Genomic DNA, 9,381 nt, shown 5'->3' on the forward strand with positions numbered 1-9,381 from the left:
GAGACGGGAGGAACCCTCGTCGACACCCCCACCCGCGCCCGCGGCGGCTTGAGCTAGCTCCTGGTCGTCCGTGTCCAGGCCCAGATCAACGAAATCGTGTCGTCATCCCTTGGACGGGCAGGCCATTCGCGTCACCCGAGGCGGGTGTAGTCACGCCTGGCGGCCCAGCTGCCGGATCCGCCCGCGTCGCAGTAGCGCAGGACCAGATCGTTGGGCAACGGGGAGTCCACCGTGATCCGCCGCGAGGAACGCGAGCGTTGTCAAGCACCAGGTCGAGCAGCATGCCGATCGACCGCTGCCGTACCGGCATCACATGGCTTTCTCTCGGTCGTGATCAGGCGATGGCGAGTTGGTTGGTGAAGTCGAACTCGCCGTTGGCGACCCCGGCGAGGAAGGCGGACCACTCGTCTTCGTCAAAGCGCAATTCGACCTCGGTGATGAGCGACCTGACCAGGGTGTCGGTGCCGATCCTGGTGATGGAGGCGACCCCGTTCGCGCTGGCGCGGCCCTCTTCGGAGGCGTCGCGGATGAAGGCCGTCCAGGCGTCGCAAGGGAAGGAGATCGTGCCTACGGCGGGGTTCTTGCTGTGCCGGATGACCACGCCGTCGGCTACCGGGGCGACCTCGACGCAGTTCTCGCCGTTGCTGCTGCGAGTGGAGGTCCGCCACGCGAGGCGGCCGGCGGGAGTCATCTCTGCGGGGGTCATCTCAGTCCTCCGAGTTGGTTGCCAAGGTCTCGATGCGCGCGGCGATGGCATCTGCGGTATCGGACACCGACAGCGCGGCGGCACACAGCCGGTCCGCCGACAAAGTATACGCCGAGACTTGATCTTGGTCCTGGACGTAGATGGCTCCGGTGGGATACTCGATGTAGCCAATACTCTGGGCTTCGCCGAAGTCCAGCAGCAGGAAGTCCCCGTCAAGACCGTCATGGACGGCGACGCTGACCGGCATGACGCGCAGTTCGATGTTGTCGCGCCGCATGAGGTTGAGCAGGTGTTCCAGCTGCGCTCGCATGACCTGTGGGCCGCCGACGACACGGTCAAGGACGTACTGCTCGATCACGGCCCGGAACCGCAGCGGGTTGGTGTCGTCGGTGAGCCGTTGTCGCGCCATCCGTGCGCGAACGACCTGCGGGGCGTCCATCGGCGGCACGCGGAGGTTGCCCACCAACAGTCCGGCCGCGTAGTCCGGCGTTTGGAGTTGTCCGGGCAGCAACAGCGACTCGTAGGAGAACTCGGCGGTGGCGAGCCCTTCAAGCCCGACGAAGATTTTGAACCAGTTGGGCAACGCGTCGCTGAACGGCGCCCACCAGGTGCCCTGATCGGCACGCGCGGCCAACGAAGCCATGCGGTCGACGTGCTCCACGTCCGCGCCGTACGCCCGGAGTAGCGCGGTGACCTCGTCGGGTTTCTGCTGCGTCTTGCCGCTCTCCAGGTAGTTGATCTTCGCTTGGCTACAGCCGAGCACCTTGGCCGCTTCCGTCTGCTTCAGCTTGGCACGCTCGCGGGCGCTTCTGAGGTCGTGTCCGATCAGGAAGCGCAATGCGGACGGATCCGCGCGGTGGTCGGCCACTGCTGTCCTCCCGTATCCCTGCCAGATCGCACACAGTGTCGCACCCGTAGTTGCTCGCGACAGCAGAACCACCCGATGGATGTATGGTCCTCTGTATATATACAAGCTACGTTACATTGGTGTCGACATCAGAGTCGATCAGGCGCCGGACGGAGCGCTCACGCGCCGGTAAGCCGCGGTGTTACGCCTGTCCGACGCGCCCAAGCCCCGGCGGGGCCGGGCCGGACCCCCGATTTGGGCCGGCTTCGCCGGTACCACCAGCCGTCCAGCAGCGAAGGTCGGCGCGGGGAGCGGAGAGCGAACATGTGGCGAACGCGGCGCAAGTTCAGGCAGTGGATGGCAGCGCGCCGAAGTTTCACCCGGCCGACCCCGGGAAATGCTCGTGCTGGCTACCGAGGATGACCGGGTGGCGCTGGTCCTCACACCCGGCGAGGTCGCCGGACTGGAGCGGTTGCAGGCAAAACGCCTACGGGCCACGCTCTGGGACGGCGTCTTCGCACTGGATGAACCCGTCACGTGCGAGGAGCACCAGCACGCCGTCCCAGCCGTACCCGCCCCCGCATGAGTTCGGCCGCGCACGTCATCACGCTGTTTCTCAAACCCCTGCCCGATGTGGCTCGAGACAGAGCGCTGATCAGCCCCGGCCTCTGGCGGATGCGCGCGGACTACGTGGAATACCTCGCGTAACACTCCAGCGGACTCGCCCACCCTGACCCCGCCGAAGCGACCGCCGGCTACCACCGTCCTACCGAGGACAGCCGGTCGTCTGAGCACCACTTCGGGACCCGACAACGCCCTGAACTGGCTTCTTGGCAGGGCTGACCCACCCGCCGGCACCAATGTCGCACGTGTTCTGCCCCGGCTGCCTCGTGCTTTACGGCGCTCACGATGCCAACGAGCAGCGCTGGCGTGACGACGGCTGCCCCGAGCCACCCCGGAACCTGGAAACTCGATGGATGGAGACAATTCGATGCCCGCAGCACTCACACGCACCCGGCAGCCCAGCCATGTCGACCACGACCCCGAGCGAACACACGCGCACCCACTGGACGCCTTCGTACCGAATCCTGCCGAGCTATCGCCAATGTGCGAGGAGCCGGAATTCGCGGCGATTCTGGAAGAGATGGTTGCCGACGAAGCGCCCCGGCTGTTCGCCGTCGTACAGGAGTACGGCGAGCGCGTCGACGGCCGAATCGTCGCTTGGGGCATGGCCTTCCCCGATCGCGCCGAAATCGTCTCGGTCGAACGCACATCGCGGATGAGCCTACGAGCCCCGGAAGATGTTCTTCGAATGTTCAATCTCGGTAGCCACATTCGGGCGCGGCTGGTGTGGCTCAACCCCGACGCCACCGCCCCGGCCAAGGAGGACGAAGCGACCTGAGAGAGACGCACGAGTGCCAACGGATGGCGTGCCTGGCTGCCAGTCATGTTCCGGCGACTACCGCACGCCGTACCGACACCCACCGCACCTCCGGCTTCGACCGCCTGACGTGTTGCGGGCAGCACCGGGTTGGACATCCTTACTCCACTGACGCCTGAGCCGCGAGCTATGCGCAGATCCACGCAAGTGGGATGAGCCGCCACCCGGCCAGCACGACGGCCCACCGACACACAGCAGCGCGTGCCGAACACCAGCGATTCAGTTTCGAACCTTCCGCCCGAGTCGCTGTTGGGTCAGGTACCGCTCCACTTCAATCCGAAGATAGGATGGCCATGTTTGAGCTGATCTCCGAGCAGCCATTCCCTCGCTCCCTCGAGTTCATCGAAAAGAAGGGACGCGGACATCCAGACAGTTTGGCCGACGCCCTGGCCGAAATCATCTCCTACACCTATGCTGCTTACTGCATCGAGAACTTCGGCGCAGTCCTCCACCACTACGTCGACAAACTGACCCTGCTGGGCGGTGAGGCTCGGGCGACTCCTGGCAGATATACCCAGGTCCGGAAGTTCCGGATCCTCCTCAATGGGCGGTTCAGCCGTAGCTTTGGAGGGCAGGAGATCCCGGTGTTCGACATCGCACGCGAGGCGGTGAGGAATTACCTGCCGCTTGTGTTGCCCCTGGTCGAGGACAACCACTGGGAAATCGTCGACAACACGAATCCGTCCTCAGGTTCATCAGCCAAGGGGTGGCACTGGTGGGCGCCTCGAGGACTCGCAGATCTTCCCGACGTCAAGCTCCGACGCGCGAACGACACGAGCCTGTCCGTGGCGAACGCGCCCCACACGCCCCTCGAGGCGGCAGTCCTCAAGGCTGAACATGCGTTGTTCGACCAACTCTGCCTTACGGGTCGAACGGGGAGCGATGTGAAGATCCTCGCATCCAGAACTGGTTCGCGCCTGGAGGCCACAGCTTGCGTACCGGTGCTCGCATCAGCGGTTGCATCGCGATCGAACTACGACTCGATCAAAGATCGCACTCGCGACCTGCTCGCCTCCATCTTCCAAGAAGTGCCGGACATCGATGAGTTCGAACTGCACCTGAACACACGGGACGACGTGGCTGCGGGCGACATATACCTTCTGGGTCTTGGTACAGCCCTGGAACATGGCGACGAAGGCGTCGTTGGTCGAGGAAATCGCTCGAACGGCCTGATCAGCACGGGATCTCCAATGTCCCTCGATGCCCCATGGGGGAAGAACCCGGTCTACTTCACGGGCCGTGTCTATGACGGCTGCGCACGTGCCGCAAGCAATGGAATCTGGACTCAGGTTGGAATACCCAACTCCGTCTACCTTGCCTCCCAAAACGGACGGCCGTTGACTGACCCGTGGCGAGCTGTCGTACGGACCCCCCCGACGGACGAAACCGTGAAGCAGCGTGTCATCTCTATCGCGACTGAGGCGTTCAGCAACGCTCTTCGTCTCGAGTTCCAACTCGATGACATCCGGTCACGCCACCCTCATCTGCCAGTGGTGAAAACCTCGTGAGCCGCGGTCTCACTCTCGCGACGCTGAGCAAGTACCCACCGTACCGCTCGGGGCACGCCCAACAGGCGCTGTGGAACAACCGTGCACTCGCACGGATCACCGGTAACGTGCAGCATCAAGTCACGTACTGCGGCACCTCCCACGATCCACGCGATCACGCTGGGAACGAAGTACTGGTGCACCATGTCGGGCGGACCGCGCAGAACCGCCGTGCGGTGGACGGGCACCTCGTCAAGGCGATGTCGGCTGAGCTCGTCCGTGTTTGTCTCGACTTCGAGGTGGACGCCCTGCTCACCTACTACGTCGATCCGCACGCCGGGGCGGCGAACAGGGCAGCTCGGGCCTTGGCGAGATACGGCAAGCGACCCGCTGTGGTGCACAGCATCGAGGGAAGCGACGTACTCAATTCGATCTGTGAGCACGTCGACGATAAGCAGGCTGCTCTTCTCATCGCAGACTTCCTCGACGCCGACGTTCTGTGTTCCGTGTCCCGCTACACCGCCGACCGATTCGTGCGCGCGGTTGAGAGCTCGTACGGCGGACAAGTGGCGGAGGCCGCAGCCAAACGCATCCACATCAGGTATCCAGGCCTTCCCGATGTCGCGTTCACACCACCTGCCCGCAGGACCAGGGACAGCGATCTGGCGTCGCTCGGGTTGGATCCGCAACGTCCCATCGTGTCCAGCATCGGCCGCTTGTCGCCGGAGAAGGGCAACACCTTGGTCGTCGACGTGGCCGAGTTCGCTCTCTTCGAGAAGTCGCCGGTGCAGTTCGTCATCGCCGGAAGCGGCGAGATCGACCCCGAGCTGAAACGGCGTCGGGAGAAACTCCCGAACCTCTTCGTCATGAACGACGTGAGCTCAACCAGCCTCCACAGCCTGCGTGCGGCATCGACTGCCGCCCTGTTGCCAACCAGGGAGGTGCCCGGTTTCACCGAGACCTTCTGCATCTCCGCGTTGGAGTACGCAGCGCTCGGTGTCCCGGTCCTTGCCACTCGCCTCGGCGGAGTGCCCGAAGCGGTCCCGGACGATGACTTTCTGGCCGAGACGACGTCATTACCCAGCGAATGGTGGGCGCGACTCAAGCGCACACTGGCCCGTCGCGAGTACATGGGCGAGGTAGCACGCGCGTTCGCGCGCAGCTTTGACGACACGGCAAGTGCCTCCCGCATCATCGAACTGACGACAACGTCACTCGTCGAACGCGAGTCAGCGTGAGCCCCCACAGCCCGCGCCCGCTGGTCGGCAGGATCGGTGTTTCGCCCAACGCTGCGAGTTTTCGCCTGGGTGCGGTGCGCACACACCTAGCCGCAGCGGCGTTCCTGGTCCGTGCAGCTCAATCGGCCGACGTTCCCGCGAGGCTTCTCGTACGCATCGACGACACGAACGAGGAACGCAGTCGTCGACATTTCGAACAACCCTTGATCGAAGAGCTCGAACAGATCGCACGAATCCCCCTTCACTCCCTTGGAAATCTGAACGGGAAGCCTTGGATCATCCGGCAGAGCGAGCGATTGCCGCGCTACCACGAAGTGGCCTCGACTCTACGAAACGTCGGCCTTGCCGAGACTCTCGCAGACGGCTCCACGGTCATCCACGTTCGGGGCGAGCAGCTCATGCCCACGGCCGGCGCCGTGAGCGAATCCATCAGGATCATGCGCACCAACGGTTGGCCGTTGTGGCATTTCGCATCAGCGATCGACGACTTCGACACCGGCGTGAACCTGTGCGTGCGAGGAGTTGACAAGTGTTCAGCGGAACCCGTGCAACGCGCGATAGTCAATGCACTGGGAGGAACGCCGCCCAGCTTCTACTACCTCCCCAAGCTGATCGGCGACCAAGGAACCGATCGGGTGCAGGACTTGCTCCGGACATGCTTGCGGAGAGCTACCCTGTTCGAATACATCGCGAGCTCGCTGCTCCGAAAAAACTTCGGCTGCACGTCTTTCGAGATGCTATCATCGAGAGTGGAAGTCCGTTCGGATCGCAGATCCAAAATTCTACTGGACCACAAATACCTCGCAAAGCTCGACCGTCAAGTCTCAACGAGGCTCGACTCCACGACACTGACGGATGATCTCGAGCTGCACTGCCGGTCGCTGGACGACACGATCACGTCAGACTACCTTGCCACACACGATGTTGGCGCACTGCTCACCGCGTACCCTCGACCACTCGACGTCCACTACGAGCTCGTGTCCGCGATGGCGCACGAGCGGTTCAGCCACGTGACGCCTCCGATCGGGGTCAGCGCCACGGTGTCCCTTCTGGAGCGTTCAGCCCAGGATGCCTTCGAGCACCTGGTGCGGACTGGAACGAGGCCGACCGAGGCGCACTGCACGCTGCGCTGGATTCTGTGTGGCCTGTCAACGGGTCCAGACTTCCACTCGCTCTGGAACTGGCACCGAGATCAGGGCACCCTTGATCACCGACTCGCGGCAGCGCGACGCACGATCACCGAGCTGCCCGGAGACGTCTCGTGACCCCCGATCGTGCACTCGGCGAGCGCGCTAAGCTTTTCCGCTCCCAGGTTTCCTGCCGGTACGACGTCGTGTCCACGTCCCGGACACCGGCCCTGCGTCTACTCGGCCTCCTGTTACCGACCGAGTCGTTCGTCACCTGCGCGAGCACGCACATCCGTACACCACTCCTGGCTGTCAGCTGACCAAGAGGAAGTGTGCCGCGCTCGAACAGCTTCACAAGAATGAGGTACGGATGGCACAACACTAGCGAGCAAGGAGACGCTCACGCTGCTCGCCCCACAGCGTTGTGCGCTCGGATGGGCGAACGCGGAGCTCAGTGGACTTCTCAAGAAGGTTCGTCATCATGTACCACTGGTCGTGGTGCATGGCCTGACCACGAAGTATAATTTGAGGAAGGCGACACGTCCGGCCATGCTCATCGTCACCCGAGAGCCGCCACAGTACCGCCGCGACTGGGGGCGCTCCGCTGAGAGCATGCCGGTTCGTGCATCGTCCCGACACTGGCCAACGAGAGGCCGTTCCCGGGAGCTTCACTCCTTAGCGCGCACACCATCACCGGATACGCTTCCGATCCCGCAGATTGGTAGACTGAAGTCCCGTTCCGATTAGCTGCACTGGAGACCGTGAGGCCATGCTGGACCGCGCCGAGATTGACGCACTATTTCCCGTTGATCTTCCTGAACCTGCCCAGTGGGAGGAACGGTATCCCCCACGGCAGGTTCCCGAGAATGCCCACGTCACCCGATTCGGACCCTCGCCGACTGGCTACGTGCACATTGGCAACATCTATGTATCGATGATCAACCAGAGCATCGCGCACCGGTCCGAGGGCGCCTACCTGGTGAGGATCGAGGACACCGACCAGACCCGTGTCGTGGACGGCGCAGTCGAACGATTGCGGCGCGCTTTCGAGTTTTTTGGCGTCCGTGCCGACGAGGACGACAATAATGGCGTCTACGGCCCCTATCACCAGTCACAGCGCGAGGCGATCTATCTGAGCTATGCGCGTCAACTGCTACGTGAGGGCAAGGCGTACCTGTGCTTCGCGACCGAAGAAGAGCTCACGGACATCCGCAAGCGCCAGGAGGCAGCGAAGCTGCCAACCGGCTACTACGGCAGGTGGGCGATCTGGCGCGATGCGGATCCGGCAGCAGTGCAGGCGAAACTGCATGAAGGAGCGCCGTACGTGGTGCGCTTCCGGTCTCCGGACATGCCCAAGCCACGTGCCGAGTTCATCGACGCGATTCGCGGCCCGCTGTCAGCGGAGGACAACCGTAACGACGCAGTGATCCTCAAGTCGTCGGCCAATCCCTTGAGGCTTCCGACCTACCACTTCGCACACGTGGTTGACGACCACCTGATGCGGGTCAATCTGGTCATTCGTGGTGACGAGTGGATCTCCTCTGTCCCGCTGCACATGCAGCTGTTCGACGCGCTTGGGTTCACGTTGCCCACCTACGCACACATCGCACCGTTGATGAAGAAGATTCCAGGCGGCAAGCGCAAGCTGTCCAAGCGCAAGGATTTTGAAGCCAGCGTCGGCTTCTACATCGAAGCCGGTTACCCGGTTCACGCGATCCTCTACTACCTACGTGGCCTGGCCAACGGTCGGCTCGCCGAACTCCCACTGGAGGAAGCGTTGGAGGCGCCAATCCAGCTCGACCAGTGCGGCAGTGCTGGGCCGCTGGTGGACCTGGCCAAGCTCGAAGACATCAGCGCTGACTACATCGGTACCCTCACCAGCCGCCAAGTCTTCGACGCCGTCCGCACATGGGCCGCTGAACACGACCCCAAACTGGTCGTCGTACTCGACGCTGAACGCGATCTCGCCCTACGCGCCTTGGCCATCGAACGCGAAGGCGTCGACAACCCACGAAAAGATCTTCGTAAATGGTCGGACTTCCGACAGACGTACGGATTCTTTTTCCCCCAGCTATTCACCTCTCTCTCGGGGGCCAGTGACGATCGCCTCACCTCCCTCAACGTGGCTCCCGTCGTCGCTGCCACGTTTATCCGTGACCTCGCGGACGATTACGAACACCTCACCGACCCCCAGGAATGGTTCTCACAAATCCGCGAACTCGCCGCCAAACATGGCTTCGCCTCCACCGCGAAAGAATACAAGAAAAACCCCGACGCCTACACTGGCTCGATTCGGGAAGCCTCACAGCTCGTCCGGGTCGCTCTGACCGGTTCCACCCGCAGTCCCGACCTGCACGCCATCGCCCAGGCCCTCGGCGACAAGGAGGTCTTGCGCCGCCTACGTGCACTGGCCGCGCCTGACGAGAATTGAATCAGCTTCGGGTACGACCACGATCTGAGGAAAGCCGGACATTCCACGCCGCTGCCGTGACGCCGGGGCCGTCCGGCCCGGTGGAGGCCGACCGCGCGGGAAGG

7 protein-coding genes are annotated in these 9,381 nt (G+C 63.3%); 5 read left to right on the forward strand and 2 right to left on the reverse strand.

Translation table 11 applies throughout. The annotated features are described in order from the left end of the window. Positions 1–334 precede the first annotated feature (334 nt). Complete coding sequence (locus tag ACTIDRAF_RS0214360; RefSeq protein WP_245533541.1) at positions 335–706, reverse strand: DUF397 domain-containing protein; 372 nt, start codon at positions 704–706, stop codon at positions 335–337. Position 707: 1 nt separating this feature from the next. Further along, positions 708–1,574: a helix-turn-helix domain-containing protein gene (locus tag ACTIDRAF_RS0214365; RefSeq protein ID WP_016699432.1), complete on the reverse strand. Its 867-nt coding sequence runs from the start codon at positions 1,572–1,574 to the stop codon at positions 708–710. Between the two features lie 970 nt (positions 1,575–2,544). On the opposite strand from ACTIDRAF_RS0214365, the gene ACTIDRAF_RS0214380 reads away from it, so the two are divergent. The 5 genes from ACTIDRAF_RS0214380 (at position 2,545) to ACTIDRAF_RS0214395 (ending at position 9,277) form a co-directional block, all read left to right on the forward strand. Beyond that, the gene (locus ACTIDRAF_RS0214380; RefSeq protein ID WP_245533542.1) at positions 2,545–2,955 is read left to right on the forward strand and encodes a hypothetical protein; all 411 of its coding nucleotides are present in this window, start codon (positions 2,545–2,547) and stop codon (positions 2,953–2,955) included. Positions 2,956–3,287: 332 nt separating this feature from the next. Continuing rightward, the gene (locus tag ACTIDRAF_RS32845) at positions 3,288–4,502 is read left to right on the forward strand and encodes a methionine adenosyltransferase (protein ID WP_157163033.1); all 1,215 of its coding nucleotides are present in this window, start codon (positions 3,288–3,290) and stop codon (positions 4,500–4,502) included. After that, on the forward strand, positions 4,499–5,719 hold the full coding sequence (locus tag ACTIDRAF_RS0214385; RefSeq protein ID WP_157163034.1) for a glycosyltransferase family 4 protein: 1,221 nt from the start codon (positions 4,499–4,501) through the stop codon (positions 5,717–5,719). The genes ACTIDRAF_RS32845 and ACTIDRAF_RS0214385 overlap by 4 nt, the downstream gene beginning before the upstream one ends. Next, entirely contained in the window at positions 5,716–6,984 is a 1,269-nt protein-coding gene (locus ACTIDRAF_RS0214390) for a hypothetical protein (RefSeq protein WP_157163035.1), read from the forward strand. Before ACTIDRAF_RS0214385 ends, ACTIDRAF_RS0214390 begins: the two co-directional genes overlap by 4 nt. 631 nt (positions 6,985–7,615) lie before the next feature. Next, entirely contained in the window at positions 7,616–9,277 is a 1,662-nt protein-coding gene (locus tag ACTIDRAF_RS0214395; RefSeq protein ID WP_026066108.1) for a glutamate--tRNA ligase, read from the forward strand. Positions 9,278–9,381 lie beyond the last annotated feature (104 nt).

It is taken from the genome of Actinoalloteichus spitiensis RMV-1378 (genome assembly GCF_000239155.1).
In the GTDB taxonomy this organism is placed as follows: domain Bacteria; phylum Actinomycetota; class Actinomycetes; order Mycobacteriales; family Pseudonocardiaceae; genus Actinoalloteichus_B; species Actinoalloteichus_B spitiensis.

What these genes read in the sequence shown, in the direction of transcription:
- ACTIDRAF_RS0214360 (WP_245533541.1), bottom strand. Translation starts at nt 706, where the DNA reads ATGACCCCCGCAGAGATGACTCCCGCCGGCCGCCTCGCGTGGCGGACC.
- ACTIDRAF_RS32845 (WP_157163033.1), top strand. Translation starts at nt 3,288, where the DNA reads ATGTTTGAGCTGATCTCCGAGCAGCCATTCCCTCGCTCCCTCGAGTTC.
- ACTIDRAF_RS0214395 (WP_026066108.1), top strand. Translation starts at nt 7,616, where the DNA reads ATGCTGGACCGCGCCGAGATTGACGCACTATTTCCCGTTGATCTTCCT.
- ACTIDRAF_RS0214380 (WP_245533542.1), top strand. Translation starts at nt 2,545, where the DNA reads ATGCCCGCAGCACTCACACGCACCCGGCAGCCCAGCCATGTCGACCAC.